General features: G+C 56.8%; 15 protein-coding genes and 1 pseudogene. 14 read left to right on the top strand and 2 right to left on the bottom strand.

Translation table 11 applies throughout. The features are described from left to right. Positions 1-4 precede the first annotated feature (4 nt). The 11 genes from RF819_RS12335 to RF819_RS12385 all read left to right on the top strand — a co-directional run bounded on the left by RF819_RS12335 (position 5) and on the right by RF819_RS12385 (position 10,705). Positions 5-316, top strand: coding sequence for an AAA family ATPase (locus RF819_RS12335; RefSeq protein ID WP_078365263.1), 312 nt, complete (start codon positions 5-7; stop codon positions 314-316). A 134-nt stretch (positions 317-450) separates the two neighbouring features. Next, positions 451-1,830, top strand: coding sequence for a toll/interleukin-1 receptor domain-containing protein (locus RF819_RS12340; protein ID WP_078366926.1), 1,380 nt, complete (start codon positions 451-453; stop codon positions 1,828-1,830). Continuing rightward, entirely contained in the window at positions 1,827-3,383 is a 1,557-nt protein-coding gene (locus RF819_RS12345; protein ID WP_078365264.1) for an argonaute/piwi family protein, read from the top strand. The genes RF819_RS12340 and RF819_RS12345 overlap by 4 nt, the downstream gene beginning before the upstream one ends. Before the next feature lie 55 nt (positions 3,384-3,438). After that, the gene (locus tag RF819_RS22030; RefSeq protein ID WP_078365265.1) at positions 3,439-3,594 is read left to right on the top strand and encodes a topoisomerase DNA-binding C4 zinc finger domain-containing protein; all 156 of its coding nucleotides are present in this window, start codon (positions 3,439-3,441) and stop codon (positions 3,592-3,594) included. Between the two features lie 404 nt (positions 3,595-3,998). Next, positions 3,999-4,244: a hypothetical protein gene (locus RF819_RS12355; RefSeq protein WP_078365266.1), complete on the top strand. Its 246-nt coding sequence runs from the start codon at positions 3,999-4,001 to the stop codon at positions 4,242-4,244. Next, positions 4,237-5,736, top strand: a complete 1,500-nt coding sequence (locus tag RF819_RS12360) for an Arm DNA-binding domain-containing protein (protein WP_078365267.1) — start codon at positions 4,237-4,239, stop codon at positions 5,734-5,736. The genes RF819_RS12355 and RF819_RS12360 overlap by 8 nt, the downstream gene beginning before the upstream one ends. 161 nt (positions 5,737-5,897) lie before the next feature. Beyond that, entirely contained in the window at positions 5,898-6,665 is a 768-nt protein-coding gene (locus RF819_RS12365) for a hypothetical protein (protein ID WP_078365268.1), read from the top strand. A gap of 11 nt (positions 6,666-6,676) precedes the next feature. Next, entirely contained in the window at positions 6,677-7,021 is a 345-nt protein-coding gene (locus RF819_RS12370) for a hypothetical protein (protein WP_143541694.1), read from the top strand. A 450-nt stretch (positions 7,022-7,471) separates the two neighbouring features. Then, a complete protein-coding gene (locus tag RF819_RS12375; protein ID WP_078365270.1) occupies positions 7,472-9,748 on the top strand; it encodes an AAA family ATPase in 2,277 nt (758 codons plus the stop codon). 69 nt (positions 9,749-9,817) lie between these two features. Continuing rightward, positions 9,818-10,030 (top strand): hypothetical protein, encoded by a 213-nt coding sequence (locus RF819_RS12380; RefSeq protein WP_143541695.1) that lies wholly within the window; start codon positions 9,818-9,820, stop codon positions 10,028-10,030. 48 nt (positions 10,031-10,078) lie between these two features. Next, positions 10,079-10,705, top strand: a complete 627-nt coding sequence (locus RF819_RS12385) for a flavin reductase family protein (protein WP_242473238.1) — start codon at positions 10,079-10,081, stop codon at positions 10,703-10,705. A 450-nt stretch (positions 10,706-11,155) separates the two neighbouring features. Here RF819_RS12385 and RF819_RS12390 read toward each other — a convergent pair. Further along, positions 11,156-11,320 (bottom strand): annotated as a pseudogene (locus RF819_RS12390) (transposase domain-containing protein); the annotation flags it as partial. Between RF819_RS12390 and RF819_RS21915 the strand changes: the two are divergent. Both RF819_RS21915 and RF819_RS12395 read left to right on the top strand, forming a co-directional pair. Beyond that, entirely contained in the window at positions 11,274-11,474 is a 201-nt protein-coding gene (locus RF819_RS21915) for a hypothetical protein (RefSeq protein ID WP_143541696.1), read from the top strand. The pseudogene RF819_RS12390 and the gene RF819_RS21915 overlap by 47 nt on opposite strands. Before the next feature lie 379 nt (positions 11,475-11,853). Beyond that, on the top strand, positions 11,854-13,191 hold the full coding sequence (locus RF819_RS12395) for an FRG domain-containing protein (RefSeq protein ID WP_078365272.1): 1,338 nt from the start codon (positions 11,854-11,856) through the stop codon (positions 13,189-13,191). Between the two features lie 269 nt (positions 13,192-13,460). Here RF819_RS12395 and RF819_RS12400 read toward each other — a convergent pair whose 3' ends face one another. After that, positions 13,461-14,084, bottom strand: a complete 624-nt coding sequence (locus tag RF819_RS12400) for a tyrosine-type recombinase/integrase (RefSeq protein ID WP_078365273.1) — start codon at positions 14,082-14,084, stop codon at positions 13,461-13,463. 891 nt (positions 14,085-14,975) lie between these two features. Here RF819_RS12400 and RF819_RS12405 point away from each other — a divergent pair. Beyond that, a complete protein-coding gene (locus tag RF819_RS12405) occupies positions 14,976-16,481 on the top strand; it encodes an ABC transporter substrate-binding protein (protein WP_242473236.1) in 1,506 nt (501 codons plus the stop codon). Positions 16,482-16,489 lie beyond the last annotated feature (8 nt).

A 16,489-nucleotide genomic window follows, 5' to 3' on the forward strand; every position in this document is an offset into this window, starting at 1 on the left:
ATCCATGATCTATACGATGATCGTTGGCGCCAACAATGCGGGCAAGAGCAATCTGCTGGCGGCATTGCGGGCGTTCTATGAGGAGATCAAATGGTCTTCCGAAGACACACCGAAATTGGGGAAGAGCTCCGACGAGAGCTGGGTTGAACTGGCATTTGTGTTGAACGACGCCGAATGGGCTGGCTTAGCTGAAAAGTACAAGGAGGATGTGGCTGATCAGCACCTCACGGTGCGTCGCTATTTCGGCTCTAAAGAAAAAGATCGCGTCAAATCCACCTGTCAAGTGTTTCGGGCGTCAAGAGATATAGCGGCTTGATGTACCGGCGTTTACTCAGCCCCTAGCTGAAGCGGTCTTCAGTGGCAATTTCCACGTGTTTGTAGGGCAGCCTGTAAGTTATGCTCAAACATCTTTACCTACGAGCAGTGTGTACGCACAACCCTCCTATACCGATGCCCAAAGCGACCGAGCCGAAGAGAACTGCGTTATTTATCTCGCATGCCACGCCGGAGGACAACCACTTTGTGCGATGGCTCGGGGCCAAACTAACAGCGATGGGCTACGAAGTGTGGGCCGATGTGATGTGCCTGCACGGGGGCACCGATTGGGCCTATGAGTTGGAGACTGCGCTAAAGACGCGAGCGTTCAAGGTTCTGCTGGTGTGCACACCGGGTGGTCTTGAAAAGCGAGGCGTCCGCAACGAGATTGAGATGGCGACCAATCTGGCGCGGCAGCTTGAGGACGACTCCTTCATCATTCCACTGCGCCTGGAGACATACGACGCGATATTCCGTATCGCGCACGCCCAGTACATCGACTTCAAGCGTAGCTGGGCGGCCGGCCTTGCAGAACTCACTGAACTCCTGCGTGACCAAGGAGTGCCTCGTGGATCGACGGGACCGCTTGAATCCTGGCTTGAGTCTCACTCTGATGGATCGGATCGACTACTGCAGCGCAGTGAACCGCTTGTCTCCAACTGGCTGCAGGTCGAAGGACAACCCAGGAACATTCGGTACATCGAGTCGCGAGTAGGCGCTTCTCTGGAGCGTTTCCAAAACCGTCTTCTCCACGACTGGCCGGTCGTCCCATTCAGGAGCGGTGTCATCACCTTCGCTCAGCCGGACGAAGCCGGGAACCTGGCTAATGAGCTCCCCGGCAAAGAAGTCGCGGCACTATCAACCGCTGAGTTCCTCACAGGTGGCTGGGAAGAACTGAAGATTGCCCCCCTCGAAGCGAGGCGCATGTACGCAAACCTTGGCAGCCAGGCCTTCGACCGCTTCTGCAGGAAGCGCGGCCTTACGGGACACCTGGGGTCCGGGCAGCGTGTGAGCTGGTTTGGCGACATCAAAACGACGCCCCAGGGACGGGTCAAATTCGAATGGCCTTATCGGCGCGGATCGCGGCAGGTCATCGGGCAGTCTGGAAAGCGCAACGTACACTGGCATTTCGGCGTCAACGCTCAGTTGAGGACATCGCCCATTGCACACTTTCGTCTCTCGGCCCGCCTTGTCTTCAGCGAGAACGGTCTTGACGCCATCGAAGACAAGAAGCGGTCACATTCGCTCAGGCGCTCATTTGCCAAGGGATGGAGAAACGCACGATGGCGCGACATGCTCTGTGCCTACCTCTGGTGGATGGCTGAAGGCAAAGCAAGCATCTGGATGCCAGTAGGTGCGGAAGCCTACATCCAAGTTGCCGTTCCACCGATGCAGTTTGGATGCCCGGTGACGATTACAGAGGGCAAGGAAGCCAACCAAGCGGATGACGATGACGACCCGGATATCCCCGATGACCTTCCGGATGAAGAGCAAAGTGAGGAGCCAGACCAATGATCCACAGTCACCGCCCTCAGATTGTCTACATCGACGAGCCGAAGCTTGAGTTCCGATACGGGCAACAACTGGAGTACGCCCGCGATGGGCTTTACCTCTACGGCCCCGTCGACGCTGAAGCGTTCCCGCGTCAAATCAGATATGGGTTCATCGGCACAAAGGCTGGCCTCGCCCGATTCGAACGATGGGCAACACAAGTCTCGTCGTTCATCAGCACCCCACCTCCTCGCAAAGGAGCCAAGGAGAAGGAACCGCACCACGTACCTTTCCCGGGGTTCTCCGAGGCCTTCAACGCGCTGTGGAGTAATAAGCCAGCCAAGGTCATTGATGACCTCGACGAAGAGGACCTTAAGCGGCAATTACACATCGCCAATCGTCATGAGGCGATCAAATCCGTGGTCGATGCGTACGTCGACCGGCTCGTCGCTGACAAACGCCGCGACGAGGACCCTCCGGCGTTTTGGTATGTGGTAATTCCTGAGTTCATCTATGAACTTGGGCGACCTCAGTCGGTTGTTCCAAGGGCTGAGCGGGTTGAAGGCAGGGTCGCAATTTCCCAGCGAGATGCTCAGAAGTTGAGCAAGCAGCCGAACCTCTTCGGCTTCGACGAAGAAGATGCGCAGGTCTACAAGTACGAGCGCAACTTCAGACGCCAACTCAAGGCTCGCTTGCTCGATGACCACATCGTTACCCAGTTGGTGCGAGAGAGCACGCTAACTCCCGGCGACTTTCTCAAATCAAACGGTGACCTGAAGCGCAGGGTCGAAGATCCAGCCACGATTGCCTGGAAACTTTGCACCGGCTCCTACTACAAGGGTGGCGGGCGCCCATGGCAGATCGCGTCGATGAGGCCAGGCGTTTGCTATGTTGGCCTAGTCTACAAAAAGCAAAACGACACTGAGACGGCACGCTACTCGGTGTGTGCGGCGCAGATGTTCTTGTCAGACGGCGAGGGCGTTGTGTTCCGCGGTGCGCTGGGGCCGTGGTTCCATCCAGACACGAAGCAGTTTCATTTGGATGCGGAGGCCGCCGCCCGCTTGGTTGGGACCGTGCTGGACGAGTACAAGCGTCGACACGGAGGCGAGCCGACCGAATTGTTCATCCACGCCAAGTCGTCGTTCAACGACGATGAATGGGCGGGCTTTCAGGCTGCTTGCGCAGGCACCTCCACCAACGTGGTGGGCATCCAGATTTCGGATGCATGGGACCAGCTCAAACTTTTCCGACAAGGGTCGTATCCGGTGATCCGAGGCACTGCGCTGGTTACGAACAACAAGTCCGGCTATCTCTTCACGTCGGGATTCGTTCCGCGGCTGGGCACCTACATGGGACCGGACACGCCCAATCCACTCCATGTGTGTATTCGCAGAGGCGATGCACCGCTTGAGACGGTGATGCGCGATGTTCTCGCCCTGTCGAAAATCAACTTCAACACCTGTCTGTTCAACGACCGGTCACCGGTAACGATCAGGTTTGCAGACGCCATCGGCGACATTCTTGTAGCTGCGCCGCTGAGCAAGGAGCCGATGCTGCCCTTCAAGTTCTACATCTGAGGAGGTACGTAGCCCGCGGCAATGCTGCTCACTACTCAGCCGTCAGTAGGCTGGCGTGATCAATGCAGACGGGACAGCAAACACCGAGGAGCTTTGCCCTACCTGTGGTGAAGGCTTTTTGGTGCTGAGAAAAGGGCAATACGGCTCGGTCATGGGTTGCACCAACTACCCTGCCTGCAGACATACACGCAACTTAAACCGTAGAACCTAGGAATCGTAAAGCCGATAGAACACTTCTGGGTACCCAACTGTGCTGGTGGTCAGGCCGAATATGCGTGACCAGAAACCAGCAGACTAGTCAGCTCGAAGTCTTCTTGCTCAGGGTTCGACGATCCACTTCAGTTTTTGAAAGATCTTGGCCGAAGTACATTTCGAGAGCAAATCGCAGGACATCCGATCGTGAAGGGATTGTCCCCATCTGTTCTGAAAGCTCAATTCGCTTGCCATCGATCAGCCTGCGAAGAGTTTCTGACATTCGCAAATTTATCTGATTTCGTTCCATAGTACCGCCTTCAAAATATTCTATCAAAGTGATTGATAGACTGCTTGACGAACATCTTGATTGATGTATTATTCGATTGTCTATCAAATGGTTTGGTAGCAATAGGAGTGCATATGAATCAAGAGTACCTAACAACCGATGAACTTTCAGTTCGAATCAAATATGACGTTCGCACCATACGCGAGCGCTTGAAAGACAGCGTTCTTATTGAAGGGGTTCACTACTTCAGACCATTTGGTGGGCGCAAGATTCTCTATAAATGGGAGTCGATTCAGCGTGACATGCAGGTCATGACAACCACAAGCTCTCCCAGAATGGTCGGTATCCCAATGGCAAACGGGAGCGTGCTCCATGCCTAGTATCAGAAGCCGTGCAGATAACGATCTGCTTTTTTTCGACTTCCGTTTTGGTGGATCGCGTTGCAGAGAGCAGACCCTTCTCCCCGACACCCCCACCAACCGCAAGAAGCTGCAAAAGATCCTCGACAAAATCGAAGCCGAGATTGCCGCAGGGACTTTTGTATACGCCAACTACTTCCCTGGCAGTAAGGCGCTTAAACGTTTGGCGAACCAGGTAACCCCCGGTGCTGGTCTGAGCAGGACAGCCCAAGCTGTTGAACAGTCTGCAGTTGTCAAGCCAGAAGCGGCCCTCCCAGTTGGGCCTCTTTTTAAAGACTTCGCCACCCAGTGGTTCGACGAGCGCAGCATCGAATGGCGTCGCAGCCACATCAAGTCACTGCTGTCGACCCTCAACGGTCGACTGATCCCCTACTTCGGAGTAAAGGTGGTCGGCAACATCACCAAGTCTGACGTTCTTGAATTTCGCGCCACACTCGCAAAAGTAAAAGGTCGCGGAACCAAGGAAGGCTTATCACCTAAGCGGATCAATGAAATCATGGGTCTGCTGCGCCAGATCATCAACGAAGCCGCCGACCGATTCGAGTTTACGTCACCGGTGCTCAATATCAAAAAGCTGCGCCAGCGCAAGACCGACGTCGAACCCTTCTCCTTCGCCGATGTCCAGCGCATCCTGGCCACAGTGCGTGCCGACTACAAGAACTACTTCACCACCCGGTTCCTCACCGGCATGCGCACCGGTGAAGTCCATGGTCTCAAATGGAAGTACGTTGACTTTGACCTGAGGATCATCCGGGTGCGGGAAACCTTTGTGCTGGGTGAAGACGAATACACCAAGACCGATGGCAGTCAGCGCGACATCCAGATGAGCCAGCCAGTATTCGAGGCGCTCAAGAGCCAATATGAAGCCACCGGCAAGGTGTCCGAATACGTCTTTTGCAATCTAGTGGGTGAGCCGCTGGACAACAAGAACTTCTCTGACCGGGTCTGGTACCCCCTGCTGCGCCATCTGGGTCTCAAAGAGCGACGTCCCTACCAAATGCGCCACACCGCCGCCACCCTGTGGCTCGCCAGCGGTGAAGCCCCCGAGTGGATCGCCCGCCAGTTGGGCCACACCAGCACCGAGATGCTGTTTCGGGTCTATTCCCGCTACGTGCCCAACCTGACCCGCCAGGACGGCTCCGCCATGGAGCGCCTGCTGGCCAGCCAGTTCTCCCAAGGCGCCCTCATTGAGCAGAAGATGCCCGGCTCCCAGGTGGCGGTCTTTGTCCCGGCAGCCCAGGCAGCACCGATGTCCCAGCCCAAACCACGCGGGCTACCTGGCCGAGCTGCACCCATGCAGGCAGTACCGCCTACCCGTGAACCCAGCCCGGCATCGGCCATGGCATCAGACCAAGCGGCAAATCCGGTGAGCGCACAGCCACCGCCGTTAAGTTGGCAGGACATGGCCAATCACTGGATGGGCGACACCACCATCCAGAGCGCAGCCGGGTAAACCACTGCGGCCAAGGCCAGTCGACCAACCCCAGCCGATCTCAATCGTTCTCGCTCCCCTGATTCAGCATCCCTGAAACAGGGGCAGGGCAGAGCCTTGCCCAAAAACGGCCAGTAGCACCCAACGAACCATTCAAAACCCTATTCGCAAGCAAATTCATCATGAACACAGTCTCTTCCCTGACACCTGCACCACGTCACTTCCAAGCTCAACATCAGCAGCAAACCCTGGCCAAGAAACGTGCCCTGATCTGCAACATTGCCGGCGTGGCGAGCGCCGCTTCCTTGCTGCCAACTTCGCAGCCAGCACCGCGGACACGTGCCGTGGTCGAACTCACCATCGGCAAGGATCCCCAAACCTTGGTGGCAGAAGCCGTGGCCAAGGTCCGTCACCCAGGACTCAACCGTCTTCTGACCAGCTTCGTGCAAGAACCCGAGATCCGCGAAGCGCTGCTGCGCATGGAGGAAGCATCAAGCGAACAAAGTACCTTGATGGCTCGAGGTCAATCAGCACCCCGTTCAAGGGCGCCCTCCTGGCCCATCCAGCGTCTGCGCCGGGCGGGCGAACTGGCGCAGTACCTGAGCGCCTTTGGTCATGAAGAGCGCGAGGTCCTGTATGTGGCCACTCTGCTGCAAGGCTGCCAGCCCATGCTCAACAGCGGCCTGCAAAACACCGCCAGCCAATCCGATGTGCTACGCACCCTGGTGCGCAAAAGCCTGCGTCAACTGGAGGAGGACTACCCTCGTCAGGCCTGGCTGCTACGCCAGAGCATGGGCTGGGGTCTGGAGGATGAAGTCGATGATTTTTACGTTCCCCGCCTTCAACAGGCAGTTACACGGTCGTTGTCGATCTCTGTTGCCGTGCCCGACAGGTCAAAAATTCCAGGTGGCGCATTTGAGTCGACCGATCCGACTGAATTGCGCCATTGAAAGGGCACACCATGATCGACACCTACAACTTCAACCTGACCCCGGCCTGCGCGGTGCTTGGCCCGATCTCGGGCAACGACAACCGCCATCCACAACGCACTGGCGCATGGGGTAAACCCATGTTCGCCAGCCACGCCCATGGATGGCTGGTCATCAACCTCTCCCACGAACTAGAAAAAGCCCTGGGCAGAACCACCCTGCAAAGAACGAAGTCCGCACCGGTGCTGCTCTGCGCCCACTTCGAGACAGAGCAGGCTGTGTACCAGCTTCATGTCGCCACTCGCGTGCAGCTCAGTCTTCTGGAGCAAAGTCTCGAGCAGGTCATCCCATCACGTCAGGGAGCCACCCCATGCTGACGCTATCTGACTTGCATGACGGACATCGCACGCTGACCCTCAGCCTGGTGCTGGGTGGTTTCAAGACGCCAGGTACCCGTCTTTGGTTCATCGTGCCCCCACCAGTCCTTAAGACACTGCAGTGGCCAGTTGGACAGCGACTGCGCAGCAAAGTGTCCCATGCCACCTTGGTCATGACACCAATGCGTCAGCCCAGTGCACTGCGCAAGGCCCTGCCTCGCAAACGCACAGCGGTTGATCAGCTCAGACAGGATCTGGCCTGGCAGGCTTGCCTCAAAGATCTCAGGCGCTCAGCCCAAACCAAAGGGATGGTGAAGCGACAACGGCCAAGGCAGATGTCGATGCCGATCTCTGTCTCTGACTAGGCGATGTCGAACCCACCCATTCACATTCCACATCCCACATTCAATCCATCCAGTTCATTCCCAACGAATACAACAGAACCGATCTATGCATGCTTTTTTTGACGATTACGACGAAGGTGGCCAGTCAACCCTGGAGACCTGGGGCCTGGCCTTTGGCCAGGATGTCAGACAGGCTTATCGATCCCGCCTGGCTCAGTGGATTTTGCTGATCACCACGGGTGCAGGGGGCTTGCCACCCTACAGCGCAGGCGGTTCGCCCGACTGGGTGCGACAAGCCGAGATCACCGGCGTGCCCGAGCTGGCCGATCCGCATGTCAATGCCATGGAGGTCACTGCTGCACTGCAGCGCGCAGCGCAGGCTTTGCCTGCGCAACTGGTGTCCATCGGTGTCTGCCGTCACAAAGCAGTGGTGGATTGGTTGGCCCAGGGCGCGGGTCTCAGTGAGCTCGAGCACAACATCCTGGACCTGGCGCTGGCTTTGAAGTGTTTTGCGCCCTTGGCCCGGGCAATCCAGACTTGGCAAGAACTCGATCATGGGGCCCTAGTGCAGGCTGTGGCCACCTTGTTGCACAGCCAACCCGCAGATGTCGCGCGTGCTTTGAGTCCTGAAGGGCAACTGCATCGCTCAGCATTGGTCACCTTGTATGGAGGGGCCTCATCCCTTGGACACATGCTCAAGGTCCCCAGAAACATCAGCATGCGATTGCCTATGGTGGAGCATCCGAGCCAGATCTACGCGAACATCGTGACCCCGATGCCACCAGCCAGATGCCAACTGGGTGACTTTGCATACATGGCGCAAAGCACGCAATTGGCGCGCAGCTGGCTCCTGGGTGCCCTGCACAGCGCCAAAGCCTTGGGTCAGGCGGGTCATCTGCTGGTCTATGGTGAACCAGGTCTGGGCAAGACCGAATGGGTCAGGGCGCTGGTGGCACAGGTGCTGAGCGCTGAGGTGGCTGCTGCACCAGCGTCAGCTGGGACGATGGACCAGGAGCACCAGCAGGTCTTTGAGCTAGTGGTGCATGATGGTTACGGCTTGCCCATGAGCGGCGTTGAACGTCTGGCCAATCTGCGTCTGGTTCTGCAACTCAAGCGCAGAAGCCCCAACACCGTGCTCATCTTCGATGAAGCCGATGATGTGTTCAAAGGCAGTGATGGCTCGGATGAGCCAGGTAGCGCAGACAGTGCCGCGGTCAGCATGCGCAATCACCGCGCCAGCCTGAACCGGCTGATTGAGGACAGCCCCTTACCGGTCATCTGGATCATGAACCGTCCCGAAGTCTTGGACCCGGCGGTTCTGCGTCGTTTTGATTCGGTCATCAGCTTTGAGCGCATGCCCCGTGCGGTCAAACGTGCGCTGCTGCAGTCTGCCGGTGTGGCCGATGAGCCGCAGGCCAAACTCTGGAGCAAGCTCCCAGGGCTGACACCCGCCCTCATTGATCGCTTGGCCCACCTGAGGCGCAGTGCTGCTGCCGCAGGTCAACCCATGGATGTGGCACTGAGCCAGCACTGGCTGCGCCAGCGCCTGACCAGCGCCCATGATCGTCAGTTGTTGGGGCGTGTCATGGGTCAACATGCCAATGGCCACGCCACAAGCAGCGGGAACACTGAGTTGGACTTGGGTTCCTGGCGGGCAGATCAGGTGCACGCCAGTCAGGATCTGCAAGCGCTGATGGACGGCATCGCGCAATGGGGGCATGCCCGGATCTTGTTGCATGGGCAGCCCGGCACCGGCAAGACCGCCTTTGCCCATGCCCTGGCCGATGGGGTGGATCGACCGTTGCTGATCAAGCGCGCATCGGATCTGCTGGGGGCGTATGTCGGTGAAACCGAGAGGAGCATCCGCAGCGCTTTCGAAGAAGCCGATGATGAGGAGGCGGTGTTGTTCATTGACGAGGTGGACAGCCTGCTGGCCCAACGCAGTCAGGCGGTGCGCACCTGGGAGATCAGTCAGGTCAATGAGTTGCTGGAGCATCTGGGGGATGCGCCAGGTGTGGTCATTCTGGCCACCAACAGGCTCGATGCGCTCGATCCTGCCGTCATTCGGCGCATGGATGTGCGGGTGGAGTTCAAGGCATTGACGGCTGAGCAAGGCCGCTTGAGTTTCAAGCGCCTGTGCGCCCAGCTGCAGTTGCCTTGTACGGGTCAGGCCATCGCCGACATCAACCTGATGACGGGGCTCACACCTGGGGACTTTGCACAGGTGGCACGGCGCTGGAGGTTCTCACCTGAGGTGAAGGCCTGTCCACCAGATCAGGAGGCGCAGTTGCTGGTGGGCTGGTTGCAACAGGAATGCCAGTTCCGGGGACAGGAGGAGCCATCCATTGGGTTTCTGAGCGGTTTGGAGAAGTGGGTGATTTGAGAGTGCTTGCACCTTGCAAGTGACTCATCTTCACCTAATATGTTCAAACCGACAGAGAAAGAGCCCGCCATGTCCCATGTCAGCCTGTTCAACCTCATCGCCACCTTTGGCATCGTGTTTGCCATCGTCTTTGCCATCTGGGTGCATCGGCAAACCCGACAGATCCAGGACACTATCCATCGCATGCGCACAAGACGCCAAGGCTTGCGCCGTGGGCGAAGTACGCAGGGTGCACGTGCGGGGTATGGCGGGCATGGTGGCCGAGGTCTCAGGAAACACTGAGGCACGACTGCCAGTGGCTCTCACTGCATTCAACGAAACAACCCCCACATGGCCATGTCTGATACCTTCCACTTCTATGAACCCCGTCTTGGCCATGGACTGGCCCATGATCCTTTCAACGCGATCGTGGGGCCCCGTCCGATTGGTTGGATTTCCACACGCAGCAAAGCGGGTGTCGACAACCTGGCGCCCTACAGTTTCTTCAACGCTTTCAACTACACACCACCGATCGTCGGGTTTGCCAGTGTGGGCCACAAGGACAGCCTGCGCAATATTGAGGAGACGGGGGAGTTTGTCTGGAACCTGGTGACACGGCCGCTGGCCGAGGCCATGAACCAGACCAGCGCCAATCTGCCGCCTGAGGTCAGTGAGTTCGAGCTGGCGGGGCTGACGCCAGAAGACGCACGTCTGGTGGCGGTGTCACGGGTGAAGGAGAGCCCTGTGTCGTTTGAGTGCAAGCGAACACAGATCCTTCAGCTGCAGACCGCTGCTGGAGACTCGGTACCGACCTGGTTGGTGTTGGGTGAAGTCATTGCGGTACACCTGGATCGCAGACTGCTCAAGGACGGTGTCTATGACACGGCAGCGGCAGAGCATGTGCTCAGAGCCGGTGGGCCTGCGGATTACTTCACCGTGGGGGTGGAGCAGCTGTTTCGGATGACGAGACCGGGGTGAGGGGCGACGATTGGTGCAGTTTGAACGAGAAGGGGCAATGCAATGGAAATTTTGGTCTTGAGCATCGTGGCGGGGCTGGTGGTCTTCGGAGGTCTCTGGATAGCGACCAGGGAGACCAAACCCTCGGGGCGGTCAGAAGCCGAGCTTGCGAAGGAGGATGATTGATTTCTGTCCGACATCAAAAACCACACCCTTGCGGTGTGGCCAACGTGCTTCACCGCTGGCTTATAGAACACCAACGAAGTGGGCGCCACCAACGCATCGTCTGCAGCTCCGCTGGTCGGTCGCTGGTAACGTCGTCACCCACAATTGCGCAAGTCGGCGCAATAGCAGAGTAAATTTTCTGGAAATAGCAGAATAGATTTTCGATTCAATCAGTTGCAAAGGGGAGCAATCCGTAAGCACGCAGCGAACCCATATTGACCACAGCGCGGTGGCTTTGGCAGGCAATCAAGGGGTTGGAACTTGCGCCTGCCAGCGATGTGGCAACAGCTCGTGAATCTGACTGGCGCGCTGAGTCGGCAGGCGGGTCAGCACATCTCTCAAGTAGGCATAAGGATCGTGCCCATTGAGCCTGGCACTCTGGATCAGACTCATCACAGCAGCAGCACGCTTGACCCACCATGTCCACATTCTGGATATGAATGGTGACAGCTACCGGCTGGCAACTTCGCAAAAGCGAGCCAGGAAACGCGGTGCGTTGGCACCGTCAGAACCCAATATCCACGAGGCTGAATCAGCCAAATGGGGTGCCACCAACGAAGACTAATTGGCGTGGACTTGCCTGAGCCAGCGTGCTGCGCTACGCTGGTTCAGGCCAATGGAAGTAAATGCAGCAAACCAAGTCGGGCTCCAAAAGCCCTTTTTAAGCAACCGACTGGCTCCCTTTTACTCCGCCACACTGGTATCTATACAGCCTTTCGATCATATTTGTTGAGCTGAAGTATTCGACAGTGGCTGAGCTGAGGAGCATCGCAGGTGGAGGTCAACTGCCACCCGCCTAATGCTGAATTGGGCCAGGAGCAGTCTTCTGTGAATGTCTGATTACTGGCGACCCGTTCGAATTTACGGTATGAGGCGTAGCAAGTCTGGTAGCATGTTCGGAGGACTGGTGCGCACTGCAGGGCTTATTTCAGACTAAATGCAGAATGTTCAATTTTTTGGTGACGGCTAAGAGCGGCGCATGGGACGAAAAGGTTTACGTCTATGACCGTGGTCGCTTTTTGGAATACACGAGCGACGAGATTGCTGCTAGCTTCAGAGAACTCAATGCCCCGCAAATCGAGGTGTTGAAGGCGATGCCGTGCTTGTTCGCTTACGAAGGTACGGACGAGCCGATGGTCGTCGGGAGACTAAAGGTAGTCAAACTGCGTGATCGGCAGTTGTATATCGAGCCAGAGATTGACCGAGCGATTGCTCCGATTCCATTCGACGCAATCAAGCCGATTCAGCTTACTCTAGACATTCGCGATTGGGAGTTGAGCAGAACGCACTGGGCGATCAAGGATGAGGATCTGCTCGGAACGCTGATCCGGCACGAAGTGATTCAAAACGTGGCCGCGCCGACCAAGGTCGATAAATCCGAACTGCCGCCAACTGCTGACCCGGATTTCACGGCGACGAACGTCGGCGATTTCATTGCAAGAGTTTTGGATTTTGAGCAGGGCGGCAAGGAAGTGTTTTATCGTGGACATTCCAATAGAACCAAGTACCGTCTTGAACCAAACATTTTTCGCAAGGATAAGTTCGGTAATTTCATTCATCGGCATGCTGAAGACCGGATGTATCGAGAGTTGCTTGTCTCGAACTCTGCCGATTTCAGAGACGACGTGTTGACCCTTGATCGCCTTGTGCGAATGCAGCACTACTCGCTGCCTACTAGGCTGCTTGATATCACTTCTAACCCGCTGATCGCCCTTTACTTTGCCTGTAAGAGCACCAGTGCGGAAAACCGTGAAGTGGACGGCGAAGTCATTGCGTTCTCGATGGACCGAAGTCAGATCAAGTATTTTGATTCAGATACGGCGAGCTGCATCGCCAATCTGACGCATCTTCCACCTGAGGCGAAAGATCAAATCGACTTCACCAGTAACAATGTCAAGGAATTTAACAAGCATCCTCAGGTCAAGCGCTTGTTGCACTTTATCAAGGCTGAGAAGCCCTTCTTCGAGGGACGATTGGACCCTCGCGATTTGCGCTCCGTTATTTGCGTCAAAGGCAAGCACACCAATAGCCGCATAGCCTTTCAGTCAGGAGCATTCCTGTTATTTGGGCACGATGCATCGTTGGGAGAAGACGGTAACGATGCAATTTCTGTCAACCGGATTCCGGTCGCAAACAAAGAGCATGTCCTTGAACAGCTCGACAAGATGAACATCAACGACAGCACGGTGTTTCCATATATCGAGAACTCGGCGAAGTACATTGCGAAGAAATTCGCGTTTAAGGAAGTTGTTATAGCGCCACGGGCTTCAGGGAGGACATAGCCCCCGAGCTCGCGCTTGACCGCATTTGTCAACTGGTTTTGCTGCGTTTTGCTCGCACTTTCTGGCTCTGGCACGTCAGTCAGGCTACAGACGGTGGTGAATTTTGATTCGGTTTGACAAGCATTCGAATGTCGGCTGTCAGGCGATTATTTGATTGGTCGCTACGTGAGCAATGGGTGGGCTGCAGGTTCGGGCCAGTTGCTGTCAGTCACCAATGACCGCTGTCCGGCGGTCAAAACTGCCGTGACATCTCACGGCAAAGCTATCCGTTAAATATCGGTCTGCTCGGCCATTTCAAGTGCGTCTTCGACCTCAATTCCCAGATACCTCACGGTGCTCTCAATTTTGGTGTGTCCAAGTAACAACTGAACTGCCCTAAGGTTTTTGGTGCGGCGATAAATCAAGGTCGCCTTGGTTCTTCGCATGGAATGGGTTCCATATTGGGCCGGGTCCAGGCCGATTTCCTTGATCCAACCGTCCAAAATCCTGGCGTACTGTCGCGTGCCAAGGTGTGGTGATTCATGAACACGGCTCGGAAACAGGTAGTCGTCTGGCTTCAGCGACGACTCTTTGATCCAAGCTTCAACAGCTTCACGGGTCGGCTGTGTAATTTCAAACTGGACCGGCAATGACGTCTTTTGTTGCAGGACGATGGCGCGGGTTGAGACGCGATCACCATGGCAAATGTCATTGACGCGCAGTTTCACCAAATCGCAGGCCCTCAGTTTGCTATCCAGTCCCAGATCAAACAATGCCAGCTCTCGCGTCCTGTGGTTTAGCTGTAGACGAATCCTGATGGCCCAGATGTCTTTGAGCTTGAGAGGTGACTTTTGGCCAACAATTTTTCCCTTGTTCCATGGAATTTTTACAGTCGAAGCGATTGCAGTGTCCACAATGCTCTCCTAAAAGTTGAGAGGAGAACAACTGTGGACCGGCTGTGCAAATAGTCAACTCGATCCGCCCCTGGAAATGCCGGACAGCTGACGTTGGCCACAGGCGTGTCGGTGCCTACAACGGTCACAGGAGTGAATGCGATCGTCAGCGCTTGATCAGTGGAAGCCGACGGCCACCAGTACCCACTGCCGGGTAAGCCAATTTCATACGTTTGGGAGTTGGTCAACCGTCGTTCATTGAGGTCGATAGTGCGCTCCCACCTGACACCTCCCGCATAAAGCCTATTTCCAAAAAAAAATCACCTGACATGAGTGGTGTTATGGCCTTCGCTGCCAGTGGTTGCAAAAGGCGCGGGTCACACGCGAAGCAACATCCACAAATGGGTGCGGGTGCCAAAACGTGATCAAACCGCAGCACCTTCACAACTTAGGCAATGTCGTCTGCACTTCAAAGAAAGCGGCTGCGACTGAGCGTCTGTGCGCGGCGTTGGCCATGGCCTATGTCCGTCATCGGGTCAGGACGGAGAACACACCCGTTTTAGTGCACGCCGAGCCGTTATCGCCAGATGTGAGCATCTTTGCGTCTGAGAATGCACCAAATGAAATCATTTTTTCATAGAGCGTGTGGCATGAAACTAGCTTATCTTGTACATCAGTGCCAGTTCGCACTCCATTTCATTCAAACTTTCAAAGGACAGCTGCATGTTCAGTTTCATGACCCGTGACGTCGTTGACTCAGACCACTGTGTAGGCAAATCCCGCCGGAAATCGACACACAGCACATCCACGCGGCCAAAATTAATCAAGTCAACACTGCGCACCCTTGCGGTCAGCGCTTTGCTGAGCATGTTGGTTGGAGCGGTTCAGGCTGCGGGCACTTTGCGCATTGCCATGACATCTTCAGACATCCCGCTGCCCAATGGTCAAACCGACCAGGGTGCCGAGGGCATGCGTTTCATGGGGTATTCGGTCTTTGAAGCCCTGGTGGCCTATGACCTGTCTTCGGCTGACAAACCCACCTCGCTGATCCCGGGCCTGGCAAGCGAATGGAAAGTGGACGGCGCCGACAAGCTGCGCTGGACCTTCAAGCTGCGCCCGGGCGTGAAGTTTCACGACGGCTCGGCCTTTAATGCCGAGGCGGTAGTCTGGAACCTGGACAAGATCCTGAATACCAAGGCCGAGCAGTTCGATGCCAAGCAGGCGGCCCAGGGGCGCGGGCGCATCCCTACGGTGGCCAGCTACAAGGTCATCAACGAGTTGACCGTGGAGATCACCACCAGCGAGGTGAATGCGCTGCTGCCTTACCAGATGGCCTGGATCGTGATGTCCAGCCCGGCACAGTGGCAGGCTGTAGGCAAAAGCTGGGATGCGTTCATCAAGAGCCCGTCAGGCACCGGCCCCTTCAAGCTGGAGAGTTACGTACCCCGCGAGCGGGCCGTGCTGGCGCGCAACGCCGCCTACTGGGACAAGGCCCGTGTGCCCAAGCTGGACAAGATGGTGTTGCTGCCAGTGCCCGACGCTTCAGCCCGTGTCGCTGCCCTGCGCTCGGGCCAGGTGGACTGGATTGAAGCACCTCCGCCCGACGCGATGGACAGCCTCAAGGGCGCGGGCTTTGCCATCACCAGCAACGTCTATCCGCACGTCTGGCCCTGGCACTTCTCGCGCCTGGAGGGCTCACCCTGGAACGACATCCGGGTGCGCAAGGCCGCCAATCTGGCCATCGACCGCGAAGGCATGAAGCAATTGCTGGGCGGCATGATGGTGTCGGCCAAGGGCATGGTGCCGCCCAACAGCCCGTGGTTCGGCAAACCGGCGTTCGAGGTGAAGTACGACGTGGCCGCGGCCAAGGCGCTGATGGCCCAGGCCGGGTACTCGAAGGACAAGCCGTTGAAGGTCAAGTCCATCATCTCGCCGTCTGGCTCGGGTCAGATGCAGCCGCAGTTGATGAACGAACTGATCCAGCAGAACCTGGCTGAAATCGGCATCCACGTCGAGTTCGATGTGCGCGACTGGAACGCCTTGCTGGCCAACTGGCGCGCCGGTGCCAAAGACCCCGGTACCAAGGGCGCCACCACCACCAACAGTTCGTACTTCAGCCAGGACCCGTTCACTGCGTTGATTCGCCATGTGGACAGCGGCCTGATGCCGCCCAAGGGCACCAACTGGGGTTACTACAGCGACCCGGAGATGGACAAGCTGTTTGACGGGGTGCGCACCGAGTTCGACACCAAGTCCCAGCTGGCCCTCATCCAGAAAGCGCACGAGAAGTATGTGAACGACGCGCTATTCCTGTTTGTCGCCCACGACGTGGCGCCACGTGCCATGAGCAAGAAAGTCAAGGGTTTTGTCCCGGCGCAGAACTGGTTCCTGGACTTCTCGACCATTTTCATGGATTGATCGCCACG

Source organism: Rhodoferax fermentans (assembly GCF_002017865.1).
Lineage (GTDB): Bacteria > Pseudomonadota > Gammaproteobacteria > Burkholderiales > Burkholderiaceae_C > Rhodoferax > Rhodoferax fermentans.